This is a genomic window from Deltaproteobacteria bacterium (assembly GCA_016210005.1).
GTDB lineage: Bacteria > Desulfobacterota > Binatia > HRBIN30 > JACQVA1 > JACQVA1.
Window position 1 is genome coordinate 1 of sequence record JACQVA010000107.1, and the last position, 18758, is coordinate 18758.

Consider the following 18758-nt stretch of genomic DNA (forward strand, 5'->3'; position numbering starts at 1 on the left):
CCGTCGCGGTGGGTGTATCGGTTGGCGTCTCGGTCGGAGTTGCGGTCGGCGTATTAGTTGGCGTGTCCGTCGGAGAGTGGGTCGCGGTGGCCGTCGGGGTCGCGGTCGGGGTCTGAGTCGGCGTGTCTGTTGGCGTTGCCGTCGGTGTGTTGGTCGGGGTGTCAGTTGAAGTCGTCGTCGGCGTCGCGGTTGGCGTCTGAGTCGGGGTTGCGGTCGGCGTTTCAGTGGGCGTCGCCGTTGGCGTCTCGGTCGGAGTTGCGGTCAGCGTATAGGTCGGAGTTCCAGTCGGTGTCTCCGTGGGTGTCTGAGTCGGGGTGGCAGTCGGTGTACTCGTCGGCGTGTCCGTTGGCGTTGCCGTCGGAGTTCCCGTCGGAGTATCGGTAGGCGTTGCAGTCGGCGTATTCGTCGGAGTGTGGGTCGCGGTGGCCGTCGGGGTCGCGGTCGGGGTCTGAGTCGGCGTGTCCGTTGGCGTTGCCGTTGGCGTGTTAGTCGGGGTGTCAGTTGAAGTCGTGGTCGCCGTCGCGGTGGGTGTATCGGTTGGCGTCTCGGTCGGAGTTGCGGTCGGCGTATTAGTTGGCGTGTCCGTCGGAGAGTGGGTCGCGATGGCCGTCGGGGTATCTGTCGGGGTCTGAGTCGGCGTGTCTGTTGGCGTTGTCGTCGGTGTGTTGGTCGGGGTGTTAGTTGAAGTCGTCGTCGGCGTCGCGGTGGGCGTATCGGTTGACGTCTCGGTCGGAGTGGCGGTCGGCGTATTAGTTGGCGTGTCCGTCGGAGTGTAGGTCGCGGTGGCCGTCGGGGTCGCGGTCAGTGTCTGAGTCGGCGTGTCTGTTGGCGTTGCCGTCGGTGTGTTGGTCGGGGTGTTGGTTGAAGTCGTCGTCGGCGTCGCGCTTGGCGTGTCGGTTGGCGTCTCGGTCGGGGTTGCGGTCGGCGTTTCAGTGGGCGTCGCCGTTGGTGTCTCGGTCGGAGTTGCGGTCAGCGTATAGGTCGGAGTTCGAGTCGTGGTCTCCGTGGGTGTCTGCGTCGGGGTGGCAGTTGGCGTATCCGTCTGAGTTTGGGTCGCAGTCGCGGTCGGTGTCGCAGTCGCGGAGCTTGTAGGGGTCTGCGTCGGCGTAGGTGTGGGAGTGTCTGCGAGTTGCGGTTCGGTCGGTTGCTCTTCAGGTGTAGGCGTTGGACTTAGCGTGGCCGTGGCTGTGGACGTGGCAGTTGGCGTAGGTGCGGCGTTGGTCGCCACGAGGTCGATGCGCAAGTCACCGGCTCTACTGGGATCAATGGTGATCTTCATGCTGAAGATGTCGGCTTTGTTGACGGTGCCAAAACCGGAAAGCGGGAAATCGACTGTCTGCGGGCCGCTCACCGCTACGGTCTGTGAGACGGAAGCCGCGCGTCCAGCCGAATCAACCAGTCGCACGGTTATGGGATAAGGCACCGCGGCAGCGTCCGCCGATAGGACCTGCACGCGTATGCCCAACTCAGCAGAGAAATTTGCGTGCAGACCGGCGCCACCGGCATCGTAGAAGAGTTCCACGCGGCCGTTGGCGGCTACCGTGGAGGCATACTCTAGGAGCGTCGCGGTAGTCGATACCCCTACCGTAACCGAGTCGGCGGCCGAACCGATGGCGGTTGCAGCCACCGTCAAACGTCGCACGCCGCCAATTGCGCCACTAAGGCCGGCGTCGGTCGCGGAGGTGGTGCCAACCGTCGACCGCACTAGGCCCGGCGGCAGCTTGGTGGCAACCGCGGCTGAGAAGTCATCTATTGTGGTCGCCGCGGCGTTTCCTGCGATCCCGGGAACAACCGCCAGCAACAGGGCCAGCACGGACGCTGGCAACATCGCCGGCCGCGCAGCGCGCAACACGCTTGGAATGTTCAAGATCCCGCCCCTCTCTGCCTTCACTGCGTCAGCCAGATGCGGCTCAACTGTAGATCCCCGGCGGGTTGCGGATCGACAACAACGGTTATCGCGGCCAGGCGGCGCCGATCGAGGCGTGGGAAGTTGGCTAAACGGAAGTCCACCGTCTGCGGTCCCGGCGCGCTAACCACTTGCGTTGCCCCGGCTTTGCGCCCGGACTGGTCGGTCAGTGTGAGAGTTACGGAGTACGGTACGGCAGCCTCGTCGGAGTCCGCCACCAGCACCTTGAGGCTGAGGTTCGCGGATACGTCGAGGCCGAGCTTGCGGCCGCCGGCATCATAACTCAGTTCCAACTTGCCGTCGGCGCCTTCGCTGCTGGCGTAGTTCAGCAGCGCCCCCGTAGGCTCCAACTGGGTGCTGACGGCATCGACATCAGCGAGCCCGATCTCCGTAGCGGTAATCGTCAGTCGGCGCTGGCCGCCAATGACGCTGAGTAGTCTTGCTTCGCTGCGCGCCTTGCTTCCACGCTCTTCTTGCCGCAAGCCGCGGTGCGGGCTGCCGCTGCGGAAGTCGTCGATGTTGCGATCGGCGGCCAGGGCGTGGCCAACTGCTGTGGCGTTAAGCACCAAAGCGAGCAGCCCGGCGCAAACAGCGGATCGGATGGACATCACAAATCACTCCTTAACCTGGCCGCGCGCCCCTGAACGCCACTCGCCTTTGCTCAGGCGACCCACTGGCGCGCCGCCCCACGCCCGCACGATCTTCGGGTCCAACCGATGCGCCAGCGCACCCAGAGCCCGCAGATCGATGCGCAGCAAGGCCGCCACCTCGTCCGCGGTAAGCTCCAAGGCATACTCGCGGCACACCGATGTGGTCTCGGTGAAGAACCGCTCCCGAAAGGCGGCATCCGTCACCATCCGCCCGAGAATGCTCTCCAACTGTCTCTGGCTCATGCGCTCGCTCTCTCTGTTGTCTCAGGCATTGAGCAAAGCAGCGGCCAAGCCGGCGAGAAGTTGCGCTCGGCGCCGGAACCCGCGGAGCGACAGCGCTTCCAGCCGCTGGCGCCGCCGAGTCTCCGTGCCAGCCCCCGCCGGATGTGGCTGACACCAACCAGCCTGGCTGACATAAGCCGGCGAATGCCAGCGGCGGTCATGTCGCAAGTCATGTCGCTAGCGACATATGCCATGCGTACTTATACGGATCATCAAATGCGTGATGACGCTTTGGTTAGTCATGACGTTGACCGCCGTCACCGCTGCCGGCTCCGGACCGGCCGTTAGCGCACCCGCGCTTGCGGTCGGTCGCGCCGCGGGGTAAGGCCCCGGGCAATGAGCGCCGCCCCACCGCTGCGACCACCGACGCGGCTTTCGGCTTTGTGCATGGCCTGTGCGGGCGTCGCCTTTCTTACCGGCTGGCTGCTGGTAGTACTGGCGGCTCCCGATATGGTGGCGTTCTTCTATCAGCCGCGGGTTTTGGCCATCACGCACACGTTCACGCTCGGTTGGATCAGCCTGTCGATGATCGGCGTGCTCTATCAATACGTGCCCTCGCTGACGAAGAGCCCCCTGGCCTACCCGCGCCTGGCCGGCTTGCAGGTCGGGCTCTTCATCCTCGGCGCCGCCGGCATGGTCGCGCACTTCTGGATGGGCCGGTTAAACGGCATGGCATGGAGCGCCGGCGTCGTGCTCGCCAGCGTGTTGCTGTTTGCCGGATTGCTGGCGCCCTCGCTGGCACGCGCTCCGCGTTACGATGCCACGGTGATCGGCATCAGCGTCGCCGTCGCCTCCTTTGTCGGCACGGCGGCATTGGGCGTCTTATACGCCATCGACAAAGTCTACCCCTTCTTGGCGGGTAGCGTGCTGTCGAACATCGCCGCCCATGCTCACCTCGGCCTGCTGGGCTGGATCACGCTAACGATCTGCGCGGTATCTTACCGGATGGTGGCGGCGTTTCTGCTTCCCGAAGTGCTCTTCCCCGCGGCCACGCGCCGCCAGATCCTGCTACTGGCCGGGCTGATGCCGGTACTGCTGACGACCTTGCTCTCGCGTTGGCAGACGGCCACCTTTGTGGTCGGCTGCTTGGTGGCGATCGCGTTAGCTTGGTACGTGATCATTCTCTGGCGGCTGCTGCAGGGGCGGCGGATGCCGGTGGACTGGACGCTGGCACACGTGCTCGCGGCGCTCGTGCATCTGGCGGCCGCAATTGGCTGCGGCTTGGCGCTGGTAGTGCTGGTCGATCCCGGCAGCGCGCTGGGTAATCGGCTGGTGTTGGCTTACGGCATATTCGCGCTGAGCGGATGGATTTCCAACTTCATCATCGGCATGGCCACGCGCATGGTTCCCGGCCTGGTCGGCAAAGGCGCGCGCCCACTACTCTCGGAGCGCGGGCGCGCTCTGCTCTTTGGTCTGCTCAACGCCGGCATCGCCGCCGCGGCAATGGCGGCGCTCAGCGCCAGCGCGCCGGCTCTCCGTCTTGCCGCCCTGCTGCCGCTAGCCGCCGGCCTGTTGTTCTGCACCACGCTGCTGCGCCGCCTGTCCCGGCCGCGCCCGACCTCGTGATCATTGCCGGCGCTCGCATCACACCATCCTTGACGCAGGATTTGCCGCTGGTAAACAAGTGTTCATTCGGCAGCACAAGCGCCCCCGGCGGGTGGGCTTGGTAGGCGCGGTCTGGCTCTCCAGATCCAAGATGCCGCCTGCCTGCGGGCAAAGGAGACATGATGCGCACGGAAATCTGCGACCGCTTGGGAATCGAATTACCGATCTTCGCCTTCAGCCACTGCCGCGACGTGATCGCCGCAGTCAGTAAAGCCGGCGGGTTTGGTGTGCTCGGGGCCGTGGGCTTTCCGCCCGACCAGCTCGAAGTCGAGCTGAAATGGATCGACGAGCACACCGGCGACAAGCCCTACGGCGTCGACATCGTGATCCCCGGCAAGTACGAGGGCATGGGCGAACTCGATCCCAAGAAGATCGAGCAGCAGCTACTCGCCGCGGTGCCGCCGCAGCACCGCGAGTTTGCCGACAAGGTTCTGGCCGATCACGGCGTGCCCAAGCTCCCCGCCGGCGAACGGCCGGTCAGCCAGTTGCTGGGCTGGACGGCGGCAACCGCGACCCCGCAAGTGGAGGTGGCCCTGCGCCACCCCAAGGTCAAGCTGATCGCCAACGCGCTCGGTACCCCGCCGGCCGATGTGATCGCCGAAGTCCACGGCGCCGGCCGCTTGGTCGCGGCTTTGTGCGGCTCGGCGAAGCATGCGCGCTCGCACCAAGCCGCGGGCATCGACATCATCATCGCGCAAGGCTACGAAGGCGGCGGGCACACCGGCGAGATCGGCAGCGTCGTGCTGTGGCCCGAGGTAATTGATGCCGTCGCGCCCACGCCCGTGTTGGCCGCCGGCGGCATCGGCTCGGGCCGTCAGATCGCCGCGGCGCTGGCGATGGGCGCACAGGGGGTTTGGACCGGCTCGCTGTGGCTGACCGTGCAGGAGGCCGACGTGCCGCCGGCGCAAATGGCCGCCTATCTCGAAGCCACCAGCCGCGACACCGTGCGTTCGCGCTCCTTCACCGGCAAGCCCTGCCGCATGCTGCGCAACGACTGGACCGAGGCCTGGGAAGGCCCCGACTCACCCAAACCACTCGGCATGCCGTTGCAGTTCATGGTCACCTCCGACGCCGTGGCCCGCGGCCACCGTTACGCCGACAAGGCCAAGGCCGTCATGTTCAGCCCAGTTGGCCAAATCGTCGGTTCGATGAACACCGTGCGTTCGGTCAAAGAAGTCATCGTGGAGCTAGTCGAGGAATATCTGACAGCGGTGGAGCGCTTGGAGCGTCTGACCGCGAGCGGCACCTGAGGCCCCGGCCGGCCCGGCCGCCAGCGCGAGCCGCGCGGGGTTGTACCACCGCTGCGCCCGTGGTTCAGTTGCGCGCCATGCCATCAGGATTCACCGCCACCTCTTCGGCCACCGCCTCCGCGCGCCCGCTGGCGCTGGCCGCGGTCGCGGTCGCGGTTCTCACCTGGGGCTGGAGCAACGTCGTCATCAAGGCGGTGTCGACAACCGGATTGGTGGCGTCGTTCTACCGGCTATGGTTTGCGATCCCGCTGCTGTGGCTGTTACCCGTGATCATGCCCTCGACCCGCGCCCGGCTGACGCGGTCGTGGCTGACTGCCTCGCTCGCGGGTGGGGCGTTGTTCGCCGTGCATCAGATCCTGTTCTTCAGCAGCCTCAAGCTCACCAGCGTCGCCAACGTAACCATCATCGGGGCGCTGCAGCCGGCGCTGGTGCTGCTGGTTGCCGGCCGCCTGTTCGCCGAGCGTGCCAGCGCCGGCGCGGTGATCTCGGCGTTGGTGGCAGTGGCGGGTACGATACTGGTGATCGCGGGGTCGGCCGGCACACCGCACTGGAGCCCGCTCGGCGACGCCCTGGCCACGGTGAACCTGTTCGCCTTCACCGCCTATTTCCTCGCCTCCAAGCACTTCCGCGCCAGCGTCGGGGCCACCGAATACGTGCTCGGTATGACCACCGTGGCCGGGCTGTTGATGATGATCGCAGCGCTGGCCACCAAACAGGACTTGCTCTCGCCCCGCGGTTGGGATTGGCCGTTTCTGCTGTTCATAGCCGTTTTGCCGGGAACCCTCGGCCATTTCCTCACCAACTGGGCGCACCCGCATCTGCCGGCGTTCCTGCTCTCGGTGATGCTGCTGGCGGTGCCGGTGATCGCCACCTCGGGTGCGGCGGTGTTTCTCGACGAGTCGCTCAATCTCACCCAAGTGGCGGGAGGCAGCATCGTCCTGGCGGCGATCGGTACGCTGGTGCAAACCACGGCAGCGCCGGCGGCCGATGAGCTCGCCGAAAGCGCCGCCGAAACCGACGCGCCGTAAGTCAGCGCGCCGCGAGACCGCCGGCGCCGGTAACGCTTGGGCTCGGCGCAGTTGAATTGGCCCCCGGTAATGTGCTTCACCACTGGCCATGGAATTCAATCTCGCTGATCTCTTCGAGCACGCGGTCGACCACTTCGGCGAGCGCGAATACTTGGTCTGTGACGGCAAACGGCGCACCTACCGGGAGATGGACGAGCGCGCCAACCGCCTCGCCCACCACCTGGCGTCCGCCGGCATCGGCCCCGGCGATCATGTCGGCATCTATGCCCTCAACAGCGTCGAATGGGTCGAAACCGCCTGGGCCGTTTTCAAGCTGCGCGCCGTCTGGGTCAACATCAATTACCGGTACGTCGAGCATGAACTCGAGTACCTGTTCTCCAACGCCGACCTGAAGGCACTGGTCTACCAGCGCAGCTTCGCCCCACGCGTAGCCGGCGTACTGCCGGCGATGCCGCTGCTGCGGCACTCGCTGGTGATCGAAGACGGCAGCCCCGAGGACGCCGCTGCGGTCGGCTCGCTCGAGTACGAAGAGGCGCTGGCCGCCGCCTCGCCGGTGCGCGATTTCGGCCCGCGCTCGGGCGACGATCTCTACATCCTTTACACCGGCGGCACCACCGGCCTGCCCAAGGGCGTGGTGTGGCGGCACGAGAACGTCTTCATGGCCCTCGGCGGCGGTATCGACGCCATCAGCGGCGAGCGCGTCGCCCGGCCGCAAGACATGGTCGAGAAGGGCAAGACCGGCATGGTGCTCACCTTTCTGCCGATTGCGCCCTTGATGCATGGCGCCTCGCAATGGGCGGTCATGGGCCAGAGCTTCGTTGGCAACAAGATCGTGCTCATGGGCAAGTTCGAGCCCCGCGCGGTCTGGGCGCTGGTCGAGCGCGAGCGCATCAACTCCATCATGATCACCGGCGATGCCATGGCGCGGCCGCTGATCGAGGCGCTCAACGCTCCCGCTGCCCCTTGGGACACTTCCTCACTATTCCTGCTCACCAGCAGTGCGGCGACCTTCTCGCCGTCGGTGAAGGAGCAGTTCTTCGCCCGCTTCCCCAACCTGATGATGTTCGATGCCGTCGGCTCGTCCGAGACCGGCAATGCCGGCATGGTCATGGTGCAAGCCGGCCAGACCGCCATGAGTGGGGGGCCGACGATCAAGGGCTTGAAACAAACCATCGTGCTCGATGAGCAGGGTCAACCGGTCAAAGCCGGCTCGGGCACAATCGGCAAGCTGGCGGTTTCGGGCGACATCCCGCTCGGGTACTACAAGGACCCGCAAAAGACCGCCGAGACTTTCGTCGTCTTCAACGGCGTGCGCTACTCCGTGCCGGGCGACTTCGCCATGGTCGAGGCCGACGGGCGCATCACCGTGCTCGGTCGCGGCTCAGTGTCGATCAATTCCGGCGGCGAGAAGATCTTCCCGGAAGAAGTGGAAATCGCCGTCAAGTCGCATCCCGACGTCTTCGACTGCACGGTGGTCGGGGTACCCGACGAGCGCTGGGGCCAACGCGTGGTGGCGGTGGTGCAGCCGCGGCCGGGGGCCACGCCGGCGTTGGCGTCGATTCAGGAACATTGCCGCAAACTCATCGCCGGTTACAAAGTCCCGCGCCAAATCCACGTGGTCGACACCATCGTGCGCTCACCCAGCGGCAAGCCGGACTACCGTTGGGCCAAGGCGGCGGCCATGGAGGCCGTCTAGCGCGGCTGCGCGCGCCGCGGCGGCGTTGGCGCGGCCTGAACGCGAGCGACATGTACCTCGCCTACACCCCCGAGCAGGAGGAGTTGCGCCGCCAGCTGCGAGCGTATTTCGCCGCGCTGATGACGCCGGCAGTGGAAGCGGAGGTGGCCGCCGGTAACACCGGCGGTTCGCATTGCCTGGCGGCGGTGCGCCAGATGGGGCGCGACGGCTGGCTCGGCATCGGTTGGCCGCGGGAGTACGGCGGCCAGGGCCGCAGCCTGATCGAGCAGTTCGTTTTCTACGATGAGGCATGGCGGGCGTTGGCGCCGATCCCAGCGCTCACCATCAACGCCGTCGCCCACACCCTCATGGCCTTCGGCACCGAGGCGCAGAAGCAGTTCTTCCTCCCTCGGATTTTGCGCGGCGAGCTGCACTTCGCCGTCGGCTACACCGAGCCCAATGCCGGCACCGACCTCGCCGCGCTGCAAACCCGCGCCACCCGCGACGGCGATCACTGGATCATCAACGGCCAGAAGCTCTACACCAGCCTGGCGGCTTACGCCGACTACATCTGGCTGGCGGCGCGCACCGATCCGCAGGCGCCCAAACACAAGGGGATCTCCATTTTCGCCGTGCCGACCACTGCCCCCGGCTTCTCCTACTCGATCATTCACACCCTCGTCAGCTCGGGCACCACCGCAACTTATTACGACAACATCAGCGTGCCGCATTCGGCACTCATCGGTGAAGTCAACAAGGGGTGGAAGTTGATCACGAATCAACTCAACTACGAGCGCGTGGCGATCTGCCCGCCGGGCATGGTCGAGCAGGTGTACGAGGACACCGTACGCTGGGCGCAGGACAGCCGCCTCGCCGACGGCCGCCGGGTGATCGATCAGGACTGGGTGCGGCTCAATCTGGCGCGGGTCTACGCCCGGCTCGAATATCTGCGACTACTGAACTGGAAGGTGGCCTCCACTCCAGAGTTGAACCCGGCCGACGCCAGCGCCACCAAGGTCTTCGGCAGCGAGTTCTTCTGCGAAGCCTACCGCCAGCTGCTCGAAGTCATCGGGCCGGCCGGCTACCTGCGCCGCGACTCTCCCGGCGCCGTGCTGCGCGGCCGCCTCGAGCGGGCCTACCAGGGCACGCTCTTCCTCACCTTCGGCGGCGGCACCAACGAAATTCAACGCGACCTCATCGCCCTCTTCGGCCTCGGCATGCCGCGCGTACCGCGTTTCTAATGAGCTTGCGTAACCACTCGAAACACAAGTGCGTGATGGGCCAACCACCGAGGCGCAGAGGACACCGAGGGAGAACGCGGAACGATTCGCAATCCGCGCTCCGAAGTCCGCTATCGCAAGTCTTCTCCGTGTGCTCCGGTGCGCGGCGGTTCATCTCCTTTTCCCTGTGCTCGGCTCGATAAGGCCCCAAGAATGGATTTCACACTCGACCAAGATCAGCAGGCCATCAGCGCGCTTGCCGGCCGCATCCTGACGGAGCAGCTCACGCCTGCAAGACTGGGCACCATCGAGACGCAAACTGGCCGATTCGCTGCCGACACCTGGGCGGAGCTGGCGCGAGCACAGTTGCTGGGCGCGCCGCTCAGTGAAGACGCCGGCGGCGGCGGCTTCGGCATCGTCGAGGCGTGCCTGGTGCTCGAGCAGGTCGGCCGCACAGTGGCGCCCCTGCCCTACTTCGCCAGCATCATCCTGGGGGCGATGGCGATCGACGCCTTTGGCTCGCCGGAGCAACGCGCGCGTTACTTGCCGGCGGTCTGCCGCGGTTCGCTGATCTTGACCGCGGCTCTCGCTGAAGCGGGCGAAGTCTTCGTTCCGGCGCTGCCGGCAACCGTTGCTATACGCGACGGCGGCGGCTGGCGCCTTGAGGGCGAGAAGCGGTTCGTGCCGGCGGCGCACCTGGCCGGAATCATGCTGGTACCGGCGCGCACGGGTAGCGAAAGCGTGGGGGTCTTCTTGGTCGACCCGGCGGCCCCGGGCGTCACGCTCGCGCGGGTCGAGACCACCAGCTTGGAGCCGCAGTTCATCGTGACCTTGTGCGGCACCAAGCTCACGACGGGTGATGTGCTGGGTGAGCCCGAGCGCGGCGCGGCGATCGTCGACTGGATCGTCCAGCGCGCCATCGCCGGGCTGTGCAGCATGCAGGCGGGCGTGTGTGAGGCAGCACTGCGGCTGACCGCCCGGCACCTGTCTGAACGCGAGCAGTTCAACGTCAAGCTCGCCACCTTCCAGGCGGTCGCGCACCGCGCCGCCGACGCTTACATCGACACCGAGGCCGTCACCCTGACCGCGCGCCACGCCGCATGGCGACTGGCCGCGAAGCTGCCGGCCGAGGCCGCGCTCGCGGTCGCCAAGTACTGGGCCGCCGAGGGCGGCCAGCGCGTCGCCCACGCCGCGCAACACCTCCACGGCGGCATCGGTGTCGATACCGCCTATCCGCTCCACCGCTATTTCCGCTGGAGCAAGCAGATCGAGCTGACACTCGGTGGAGCCATGGCCCACCTCGCCCGCCTCGGCACCCTCATCGCAACCCAAACCCCGGGAGAGAATGCATGAGCGTACCAGCCTCTGCTGGTCATCATTGACTTGCCTTTGCTCGCGAGCGCTTGCAACAAGGATACCTCGCCAGAGTGATGAACTCGGCGCTCACCGCGGCGCCGGCTCGAACCAGTGCAATCCGAGCGTGTCTGAGACTTTGTGGAAGCGCGCTACGACCGGCAGGCCGATTTCGATGGCGGCGCAATCGATGGCGCGTAAGGCCGACACCAGGCGCAGGCCTTCTTCCAGTTCGATGACCACGGCGGCGTAAGGCAAGTCCGCTGCAAACATCGGCGCCAGCGCTTGATGTGTGACCGTCCAGGTGTAGACCTGGCCCCGCCCTGACGAGGCCGCCCACTCGCACGCTTCTGCGCCGCACCGCGAGCACAGGATCCGCGGCGGGTGGCGCCAGCTGGCGCAAGCGGTGCAACGCTGGAAGCGCAGCTCGCCGCGAGCACAGTAAGCGTAGAACTCCGCCGCCGGCCCTTCCGGGTTGGGGGTAAAACGGGGTACAAATAGCGCCTCACTCATAGTCATATCCTCGTCATAGCCTCGGGCCGCTAGCGTCCCAGCACCGCCAGGCTGCCGTCACCGAAGTCGCCCCAGCCGGTGACCAGCCCCAGGCGGGCACCCGTAACCTGAGCCGCACCGGCCTCGCCGCGCAGCTGGCGGGTGGCCTCGACGATATGATTCATGCCCCACATGTGCCCTTGTGACAGCAAGCCACCGTGCGTGTTGAGCGGGTAGCGCCCGCCCAGCTCGATGCGGCCATCGCGCACGAACGCCCCCGACTCACCGGGGCCGCAAAGGCCGAGCGCCTCCAGTTGCAGCAAGACGATGTAAGTGAAGCAGTCGTAGACCTGCAGGAAATCGACCTCCGTCACCTTGATGCCCGCCATCGCCAGCGCCCGCGGTGCGGCGGCGTGCAAGCCGATGCAGAACATGTCCGGCCGACTCGGGATATCGTCGGCCGGGTAGGGATGTCCCTCGGCGGCGCCGAGTATGAGCACCGGCATCTTCGCCAGAGAGCGCGCCCGCTCCGCGGTGGTTACCACGATGGCGGCGGCGCAGTCGGTTTCCAGCGAACAGTCATACAGGCGAAAGGGCTCGGAGATCATTCGCGCGGCGAGATACTCCGGCAGCGATAACGTCCGGCCGCGCATCAGCGCCTTGGCGTTGCGCTGCGCGTGCGCGCGGCAGGCGAGCGCGACGGCGCCGGTGTCCTCGTCGCGAATGCCGAACAGCCGCTTGTGGCGCATGCAGATCCAGGCGTACATCTGCGCCGGCAGCATCACGCCGTAAGGCATGTAGAAGTCGGCGATGGTGTCGGCGAGGGGGGTGGGCGCAAAGGTGAGCTTGGGCCGGCGGGCGCCGGGCTTGGGCCGAAAAGCCGAGTAGCCGTTCCACCCAACTACGACCAGCACGTGCTGCGCCAGCCCGTTGCTCACCGCCATGGCCGCGCTCTGCAACGCCGCCACCGGGCTGGCGCCGCCCATGTGCACGGTGACCGAGAAGCGCAACTCCGCGATGCCGAGGTTCGCCGCCAACTCCTCGGTGGTGGTGAAACCCGACGGCGGAATCAGGCCGTCGATGTCGTGCAGCGAGAGCCCGGCGTCGGCAACTGCCGCCCGCGCGGCTTCGAGCATCAACTCCACCGGCAAGCGCTCCGAGCCGCGCACATAATCGGTTTCGGCAATCCCGACGATCGCCGTTCGCCCGCAGAACTGTGGTGTGATGGGTGGCATAAGTCCAAGCCCCTCGCGCTGAGCGGTCCAGGGCGCAGCTTGTAGCAAGCTCGGGCAGGGAGGGCGAGCGGGCAAGGGAGAGGGACCTTGCCCGCCCCGGGCGCAGAAAAGGAGGGCCCGACTGCGAGCAGGAAGCCGTCCGTTAACTCGCAGTCTCGGCCAACACCGTGAGCAACAGCCATGCCCGCCTAAGCGGGAACGGCCGGCTCGGTGGCCGGTCGTATCAAGCCGCTAATCCGCCTCCGTTAACTGAGAAAGCTTTCGCGCGTGCGCGAAGGCCCCGAAACCAGCCCCGGCGGCTCACACCTCGGCCGAGTCGGCGCGCCGCTTCGGCCGCTCGACCTGCCGCAGGATCTTCTTGCGCAAGCGCACTGACTGCGGGGTGATCTCGACCAGCTCATCGTCCGCGATCCACTCGATACCGTTCTCCAAGCCCATCTCGCGATGCGGTGTGATGATGATGTTCTCGTCGCGGCCGGCGGCGCGAATGTTGGTGAGCTTCTTCTCGCGGCAGATGTTGACGTTGAGGTCGGTATCGCGCGAGTACTCGCCCACTACCATGCCTTCGTAAACCCGCGTGCCGGGGGCGACAAACAACGTGCCGCGTTCCTGGAGGTGGAAGATCGCGTACGGCGGCGCCACGCCTTCACGGTCTGACACCATGGCGCCGTTGGTGCGCGCTTGTATCGGCCCTTGCCACGGTGCCCAGCCGTTGAACAGCGCGTTCATGATGCCGGTGCCGCGGGTGTCGGTGAGAAAGCGCGAGCGGAAGCCGATCAGGCCGCGTGAGGGCACGGCAAACTCCAGCCGCACGCGGCCGGAGCCGGAATGAATCATCTTGGTCATCTTGCCGCGCCGCATCGCCAGCAGCTGCGAGACGACTCCGATGTAGTCCTCGGGAATGTCGATGACAAGCAACTCCATCGGTTCGTGGAGCACCCCGTCCACCTGCCGCGTCACCACGGTCGGCTTCGACACCATCAACTCGTAGCCTTCTCGACGCATGGTTTCGACCAGGATCGCCAGCTGCAGCTCGCCCCGGCCGGTCACCCTCAGGGCGTCGGGCGAGTCGGTGTCTTCGATGCGCAAGCTGACGTTCTTGCGCTGTTCGTGTTGCAAGCGCTCGCGCAGCTTGCGCGAGGTGACGAATTCGCCCTCGCGCCCGGCCCACGGTGAATTGTTGGCGCTGAAGATCATGGCGATGGTAGGCTCGTCCACCCGGATCGGCGGCAGCGGCCGCGGGCTTTCGCGGTCGGCGATGGTGTCGCCGATGTGGATGTCCTCGATACCAGCCACCGCCACCACATCGCCGGCGCTAGCCGACTCGAGTGCAATCCGTTTCAGCCCATGCCAGCCGTAGATCTGGGTGATCTTCACCGGCTGCTGGCTGCCGTCGGCGCGACACAAAGTGTACAACCCAGCACTCCGCAGAGTGCCGTTCTTCACCCGGCCGATGGCCAGCCGCCCGACGTAGTCGTTGTAGTCCAGGTTGTTGGCCTGGAACTGGGTGGGCGCCTGCGGGTCGCCCGAGGGGCCGGGCAGCGTTCGCAAGATCAAGCCGAACAACGCCCGCAAGTCCGCCGCCGGCTGTTCCAGCGCCCGCGTGGCGGTGCCGGCACGGGCGTTGGTATAGACCACGGGAAACTCGATCTGCTCCTCGCTGGCGTCGAGGTCGATGAACAAGTCGTAGATCTCATCGAGCACGGCGGCGATGCGGGCGTCGGCGCGGTCGATCTTGTTGATGCATACGATCGGCGGCAGCCCGGCTTCGAGCGCCTTCTTCAAGACAAAGCGGGTCTGCGGCAGCGGCCCTTCGGAGGCATCCACCAACAGCATGACGCCGTCGACCATCGCCAGCGTCCGTTCCACCTCGCCGCCGAAATCGGCGTGGCCGGGGGTATCGACGATATTGATCTTGACGCCCTCGTACTCGATCGAAGTGTTCTTGGCCAAGATGGTGATACCGCGCTCGCGTTCAAGAACGTTGGAGTCCATCACCCGTTCCATCACCTGCTCGTTGGCGCGGAAGATGCCGCTTTGGTGCAGCATGGCGTCGACCAGCGTGGTCTTGCCGTGATCAACGTGGGCGATGATGGCGATGTTACGGACGTCGGGTCGGCGAATCGGTGCAGTCGTCATGCTCTGGTAAACAGAACGGGGGCCGCGCCGGCCCCCGTTGGTGTGCCTCCTCGAAGAAAGTTGCCGGCACTATAACAGTCGTCCGCACCCGCGCAAAGGCGGCCGCGAAGGGGTGCCTTCGGAGACGACACTAGTCGATCACTCCGCCGTTGGGCTGGGCGTTAGAATCGGCGTGGAGGTCAGGGGCGCTGGCGGGTTGGTGGGAGTGGCGTTCGGCGTTGGTGTCGGCGTTCTCGTTGGCGTGTGGATCGCCGTGGGCGTTGGTGTGGCGGTGGGCGTCCGGGTCATCCCTCACTGATCGCGCGAACTGCGCTCTTGTCCATGCTGTCTCTGTCAAGAGCGCATCGAGCCACTTGCTTCCCTTGGCCGGCTTTCCCGATTTGTGCTTGCCGGCGCTCTCATGATTTCCCGGACTCTGGGCCGCCCCGATCTCTGCGCCCGTTCTACGCCGCCGCCCCCGGCACGGGCCGGCACTTCCAGTAGTAGTTGTGGAAGCTCGAGGCGTCGTGCAGTCGCCGGAAGACGATCTCCGCGGTCATGCCGATCTTGACGTCCTGCGGGTCGCCGTCGGTCATCGAGAGGAAGACGCGGCCGCCACCGGCCAGGTCGAGCACCAGTCGCGGTACGGGCACGTTGACGTACTTGCCGGCATCGAGGTGGTCGAGCGTGAAGGTGTACACGCTGCCGCTCTTGGCCAGCTTGACCTCTTCGATTTGGTCCTTAGTGGCGCACTCGCCACACACCCGGGGGATGGGGTACTGCACGGCGCCGCATTTGCGGCAGCGGCCGCCGTGCCAGTTCAGGACGATGTTGGTGTCACGCCAGTACGTAACGGCGGAGCCGCGCGGGTCCGCCTCATCTCGCTTCATGAGCTTGCGGAAGCCGGCGTAGGCCGTGTACGTGGGCAGGTCCCTCCTCTGGGCGAGATGGCCGGCCAGGCCCTTGCGAGCGGGGGCGGAAGGAAAGTCCTTTTCGAGTTCCACCAGAAAGGCGTCCGCGCCGTCGCCGTTGTTAATCACCAACAGTTTGTCGCCCCCCGTCGCTCCCTCCAGTGCCCCTGCCAGCATCATCAGGACCAGTGGAGTTCCGGGATAGCCGAGGAACATGAACATGGTGTCTTGGAGCTTACTGCGATCCACGCCGAGCGTGTCGGCGACGGTCCAGCTCGCGCGCGGGTCCGTGGCGGTGAAGACTCCGTGGGTCAGACTGCCGGGAGCCACTTTCTCCTTGGCCAGAAGGGATTTCCCGGCCTCTTCCGCGCTCTTGACGTATCCGTACTGGGTCTCGGCCTTGCCCTCGAAGGAGCGAATGTAGCGATCATCGCCGCGCCGCCAGACGCCGATCTGGTCGCCGGCAACGGAGGTGAAGCCGCGCAACACCGCCAGCCCTTGTTTGGAGATCAACACCGCACCGGCCGCGTCACCCAGCATTTGCTCCCACAGCGACTCCGGTTCGCCGAGACGGCAATCCGCCGCGACCACCAAGATGCTACGCGCCGAGCCGGAATCGACGGCGTCGGCGGCCGCGCGCAGGGCCGTGGTCGCCGCACGCAGCGAGCCGGTGAAGTCGGCGGTGTTGATGTCGGTGCGCATGTCGAGGGCAGCTGCGATGATTCCCGCGCACTGCTTCTCATCGTACGGCGCCGTGGTGGTGGCGAAGTACAGGCCGTCGACGGTCGACGGGTCTATCCCCGCCAGGCAGTCCGCGCCCGCCGCCATCGCCATCGTGAGGCTGTCCTCGTCGGCGTTGGCGACGGCCCGTTCACCGGGGGCCGCCGGTATTCCCCAAGCCTCACCCATCTTCTCTCGGGCGAGTCTGAACAGAGGAATGTACGCGCCGAACGATGCAATCTTGGCCATGGTCTCTTCCTCTCGCGGTGCCTCAGAACCGGCAACAGGTCCCGAGCGTTGGGTTGTGCCAGGAGTCGAAGACGTCGTCCCAATACGGGTCGTCGAAGCGAAACCCCGCTGTCACGAGCGCATCGCCGGCACGCGGCTTCCTCGGCTCTTCGGAAGCGCGGGTCTGTGCTTGCTTCGGCGGAGTCATCCGGGACGGTTCTTCTTCATTCTCACGAGCCGGCATCGTTCGACTCATATGACCTCCCCAGCGCCCTGGCAAGTTCCGAGGGCGAGCGGTGCCTACAGAGTCTCCCGCGCGGGAGGCGGGGTTGGGAGCTGCGGTCACGGGCAGGCGGGGCGTTTCAGCGTTCCCGGTCGTCGGCCCATGGTTCGCAACCCGGCCGAGTCGGCCGTACGTCCGGGACATCCCGTCCCCCCAATATCGGTGGGCTTTGTGGCCGATCTGGGTTCTGCTAGAAGGGGATCCTAAGGAAGATAGATCGATGGAACGGATCGAGATCGAGATCGACGAAGAGACTCTCGCACGTGCCCGTAAGCTGGCTGAGGTGCGCCGCTGCTCGCTCGACGAGCTCGTCAAAGAGTTCATCCGGCAGGAGACCAAGCCGGCCGGCTCCATCGACACCATGCTCGGCATGTTCGCCGACGAGCCCGCCTTGCTGGACGAAGTCGTCGAGTCGGCCATGCAGGCGCGCGAGCGCGATCCGCTGAGGCATACGGTTGGATAGGGCGCTGCTCGACACCGACACGTTCTCAGAGATCCTCAAACGTGTCGACGGACCAGTCGTCACGCGTGCCACTCAGTACCGATCGCAGTTCGGCGTCTACACCATCTCGACGATCACGGTTGTCGAGATCGTCAAAGGGCTTCACAAGGTTCAACGCGAAGAGCGGCTGCAGGAATTCTTGAAGGGGCTGTCGGCGGTTGAAGTTCTCACGCTCGATCTGAACAGCGCGGAGCTGGCAGGTCGGATTTATGCTGATCTCGAACGAACTGGGCAGCCCATCGGCCGTGCTGATCCCATGATCGCAGCCATCGCGATCCGGAATGGGCTCACGCTCATCACCGGGAACACGGCGCATTACGAGCGGATCAAGAACCTCAACTACGATCTGCAGCTCGGCAATTGGCGGAGCTGATCCGCCGTCACGATCATCACACCACAGAGGCGAGTGCTCGGCCGGCAGGCGCTTCAATGCGGCGGCGCAAGCCGCGTGCTGGATGTCGTCGGCGTCGAGCAGCTCCGGTGTCTACTCAGGCCCCTCTCTTGGCCGCGAAAAGGCGCATAAGAAAGGTGGAACGCCGGAAAACCCTTCACTCTCTTTCTGACCGGCTGAGTGCGAATTTGTGTATCTGGAATGTCGGCGCGCCGAAGTTGATGAGCACACCGTGTTCCATGCGCGACACCCACTGGTAGCCCAAGAGCTGGGCGACATGCTCGCCCGCGAGGGTTTTGGCTGCCTTCAGCTCGACGATCATGCGCATGACCCATCCCGTCCTTTCTTGCGCCTTTTCGCGGCTGCCCGGCCTTTGCCTCCGTATCTCGCCTCCGACTCTGCAGTGCGATCTTCGCGCGGCACGCGAGGGGTGGCAACAATCTTCGCGCAGCGCGCCGAGTTTCAGGAACAGCTCCTCACGCGGGACGTTTCAGCGTTCGCAATCGCGCATTGCCCGCGGTGCATAGGCAAGCGCGGTGTGTACTCGTGCGTGTGGATTCGTCCCCGGGCGTGATCACGGTCATCACCCCACAGAGGCGACTGCTCGGCAGCAGAGTGTGGATCACTGGCCCCTGGCAGAGCCGGTCGCTCGCGAACTCGGGACACTCGTTCCTACGTCCCTCGGGACGCCGCGCTGTGGCTGCCAGCGACCCAGCGGGATTCGACGGTCGGCCTTGGAAAACGGCGATGGAAGTGGGTATGCTGCGGGCAGACTGGCGAGGTCCTGCCGGGTGAAGGTCCACCGAAACGGCGTCGCGATCTGCTCGTAATGGGATTGAAAGCGCAACAGGCGGTCCTCGACTTCGGCCAGCGAGGTGAAATCGTTGGGAGTGAGGACCTTGCGTTGGA

The 18758-nt window shown here is 65.8% G+C and carries 17 protein-coding genes; 8 read left to right on the plus strand and 9 right to left on the minus strand.

The window, feature by feature from the left end:
* The 3 genes from HY699_10330 to HY699_10340 form a co-directional block, all read right to left on the minus strand.
* A partial coding sequence (locus tag HY699_10330) for a hypothetical protein (GenBank protein ID MBI4516196.1) occupies positions 1-1867 on the minus strand: 1867 nt, incomplete at its 3' end.
* A gap of 20 nt (positions 1868-1887) precedes the next feature.
* A complete protein-coding gene (locus HY699_10335) occupies positions 1888-2514 on the minus strand; it encodes a hypothetical protein (protein MBI4516197.1) in 627 nt (208 codons plus the stop codon).
* Between the two features lie 6 nt (positions 2515-2520).
* Entirely contained in the window at positions 2521-2799 is a 279-nt protein-coding gene (locus tag HY699_10340; GenBank protein MBI4516198.1) for a hypothetical protein, read from the minus strand.
* Between the two features lie 375 nt (positions 2800-3174).
* Between HY699_10340 and HY699_10345 the strand changes: the two genes are divergently transcribed.
* The 6 genes from HY699_10345 to HY699_10370 all read left to right on the plus strand — a co-directional run bounded on the left by HY699_10345 (position 3175) and on the right by HY699_10370 (position 10969).
* A complete protein-coding gene (locus tag HY699_10345; protein MBI4516199.1) occupies positions 3175-4404 on the plus strand; it encodes a hypothetical protein in 1230 nt (409 codons plus the stop codon).
* 161 nt (positions 4405-4565) lie between these two features.
* Positions 4566-5693, plus strand: coding sequence for a nitronate monooxygenase (locus HY699_10350; GenBank protein MBI4516200.1), 1128 nt, complete (start codon positions 4566-4568; stop codon positions 5691-5693).
* Positions 5694-5770: 77 nt separating this feature from the next.
* Positions 5771-6721, plus strand: coding sequence for a DMT family transporter (locus tag HY699_10355; protein ID MBI4516201.1), 951 nt, complete (start codon positions 5771-5773; stop codon positions 6719-6721).
* A gap of 88 nt (positions 6722-6809) precedes the next feature.
* Positions 6810-8417: an acyl-CoA synthetase gene (locus HY699_10360; protein MBI4516202.1), complete on the plus strand. Its 1608-nt coding sequence runs from the start codon at positions 6810-6812 to the stop codon at positions 8415-8417.
* Between the two features lie 50 nt (positions 8418-8467).
* Complete coding sequence (locus tag HY699_10365) at positions 8468-9637, plus strand: acyl-CoA dehydrogenase family protein (protein ID MBI4516203.1); 1170 nt, start codon at positions 8468-8470, stop codon at positions 9635-9637.
* A gap of 192 nt (positions 9638-9829) precedes the next feature.
* The gene (locus HY699_10370) at positions 9830-10969 is read left to right on the plus strand and encodes an acyl-CoA/acyl-ACP dehydrogenase (GenBank protein ID MBI4516204.1); all 1140 of its coding nucleotides are present in this window, start codon (positions 9830-9832) and stop codon (positions 10967-10969) included.
* Positions 10970-11059: 90 nt separating this feature from the next.
* Here HY699_10370 and HY699_10375 read toward each other — a convergent pair whose 3' ends face one another.
* The 5 genes from HY699_10375 to HY699_10395 all read right to left on the minus strand — a co-directional run bounded on the left by HY699_10375 (position 11060) and on the right by HY699_10395 (position 16694).
* The gene (locus tag HY699_10375) at positions 11060-11482 is read right to left on the minus strand and encodes an OB-fold domain-containing protein (GenBank protein MBI4516205.1); all 423 of its coding nucleotides are present in this window, start codon (positions 11480-11482) and stop codon (positions 11060-11062) included.
* Between the two features lie 29 nt (positions 11483-11511).
* A complete protein-coding gene (locus HY699_10380; protein MBI4516206.1) occupies positions 11512-12696 on the minus strand; it encodes a transporter in 1185 nt (394 codons plus the stop codon).
* Positions 12697-12996: 300 nt separating this feature from the next.
* Entirely contained in the window at positions 12997-14835 is a 1839-nt protein-coding gene (typA, locus tag HY699_10385; protein ID MBI4516207.1) for a translational GTPase TypA, read from the minus strand.
* A 130-nt stretch (positions 14836-14965) separates the two neighbouring features.
* The gene (locus tag HY699_10390; protein MBI4516208.1) at positions 14966-15130 is read right to left on the minus strand and encodes a hypothetical protein; all 165 of its coding nucleotides are present in this window, start codon (positions 15128-15130) and stop codon (positions 14966-14968) included.
* A gap of 148 nt (positions 15131-15278) precedes the next feature.
* Positions 15279-16694, minus strand: a complete 1416-nt coding sequence (locus HY699_10395) for an OB-fold domain-containing protein (protein ID MBI4516209.1) — start codon at positions 16692-16694, stop codon at positions 15279-15281.
* Positions 16695-17176: 482 nt separating this feature from the next.
* Between HY699_10395 and HY699_10400 the strand changes: the two genes are divergently transcribed.
* Together HY699_10400 and HY699_10405 are read left to right on the plus strand one after the other, a co-directional pair.
* Entirely contained in the window at positions 17177-17419 is a 243-nt protein-coding gene (locus tag HY699_10400) for a hypothetical protein (protein ID MBI4516210.1), read from the plus strand.
* Complete coding sequence (locus tag HY699_10405; GenBank protein MBI4516211.1) at positions 17412-17831, plus strand: type II toxin-antitoxin system VapC family toxin; 420 nt, start codon at positions 17412-17414, stop codon at positions 17829-17831. The genes HY699_10400 and HY699_10405 overlap by 8 nt, the downstream gene beginning before the upstream one ends.
* A 175-nt stretch (positions 17832-18006) precedes the next feature.
* Here HY699_10405 and HY699_10410 read toward each other — a convergent pair whose 3' ends face one another.
* Positions 18007-18177, minus strand: a complete 171-nt coding sequence (locus HY699_10410; protein ID MBI4516212.1) for a GxxExxY protein — start codon at positions 18175-18177, stop codon at positions 18007-18009.
* Positions 18178-18758: the final 581 nt, after the last annotated feature.